This window comes from Streptomyces alkaliterrae (genome assembly GCF_007097205.2).
GTDB lineage: Bacteria > Actinomycetota > Actinomycetes > Streptomycetales > Streptomycetaceae > Streptomyces > Streptomyces alkaliterrae.
Genome location: NZ_VJYK02000597.1, coordinates 1 through 1,230 on the forward strand (window position 1 = coordinate 1; position 1,230 = coordinate 1,230).

The window sequence follows — 1,230 nt, forward strand, 5'->3', positions numbered from 1 at the left end:
GACAGCTTCCGGTATGTGTGCGAGACGTGGACGCCGTGGGTAGGGCGCGGCGGGGTGGCGGCGGTCGGACCGCCGTCGTGGAGCGGGTGGACGGCGGGACGGCGACGCTGGAGCCGGATCCGGACCACCCGGCCGGTTGGTCGCTGCTGTTGGACGGCGCTCCGCAGTCGCACGTGGACCTCGCGGACCCGACCCGCCTCGCCTTTCCCTACCAGCGGCGGCTCGGCCACGTCGTCGACCTCGCCGCGCCCGCCGGACGTCCGCTGCACGTGCTCCACCTCGGCGGCGGCGCGCTGACCCTGGCCCGCTACACCGCCCTGACCCGGCCGCGCTCCACCCAGCAGGTGCTGGAGAAGGACGCCGCGCTCACCGCGTTCGTCCGGCGGGAGCTGCCGCTGGACCCCGGCTGGCGGCTGCGGGTGCGCGGCACCGACGCCCGCGCGGGGCTGGCGAAGATGCCGGACGGCTGGGCCGACCTGGTGATCGCCGACGTGTTCAGCGGCGCCCGCACGCCCGCCCATCTCGGCAGCGTGGAGTTCCTGGCGGAGGCCGCGAGGGTGCTGCGCCCCGACGGGCTCTACACGGCCAATCTGACCGACGGCCCGCCGCTCGCGTACCTGCGGGCGCAGGTGGCCACCGCGCACACCGCCTTCGCCGAGCTGTGCCTGGCCGCCGACCCGGCCGTACTGCGCGGCAGGCGTTTCGGCAACGCGGTGCTGATGGCGGCCAACCGGCCGCTGCCGGTCGCCGAGTTCACCCGTCGCACGGCGAGCGATCCGCACGCGGGACGGGTGTTGGCCGGGACGCGGCTGCTGGAGTTCACCGGCGGCGCCCGCCCCGCGACCGACGCGACCGCCCTGGCCTCCCCACCGCCCCCGTCCGACGCCTTCGACTGACCCGTACGAAGCGGGCGCGGGAGCGAGCCGCCCTCAGTCGCGGCGTTCGTCGAGTTGGACGCGGGGGGCGGAGTCGTGCCAGGTGCAGAAGACCGTGGCGCTGCGGTCGCCCCGGCTGAACGTGACGCGGATCCACAGGTCCTGCTTCCACACCTGCACCCGCCAGCCGCTCTCCGGGACCGCCGAGACCAGCGCGGCGTGGTCCGGGCGCAGTGCGAACGTGACGCGGCCGCCGGAGGTGGTGTAGCCGCGTATGTCCGCCGAGGGGCCGGTGGCGGGTGACGGCGGCAGCGGCGCGGTGGCGCTCGGCGCGGTGGGGGAGGGACTTGAGGAG

At 76.1% G+C, this 1,230-nt stretch carries 1 protein-coding gene and 1 pseudogene; one reads left to right on the top strand and one right to left on the bottom strand.

Going from position 1 to position 1,230, the window contains the following annotated elements:
• Window positions 1–35: 35 nt before the first annotated feature.
• The gene (locus tag FNX44_RS27010; protein WP_143651586.1) at window positions 36–896 is read left to right on the top strand and encodes a spermidine synthase; all 861 of its coding nucleotides are present in this window, start codon (window positions 36–38) and stop codon (window positions 894–896) included.
• A gap of 33 nt (window positions 897–929) precedes the next feature.
• On the opposite strand, the pseudogene FNX44_RS28400 reads toward FNX44_RS27010, so the two are convergent.
• Window positions 930–1,230, bottom strand: a pseudogene (locus tag FNX44_RS28400) (hypothetical protein); the annotation flags it as partial.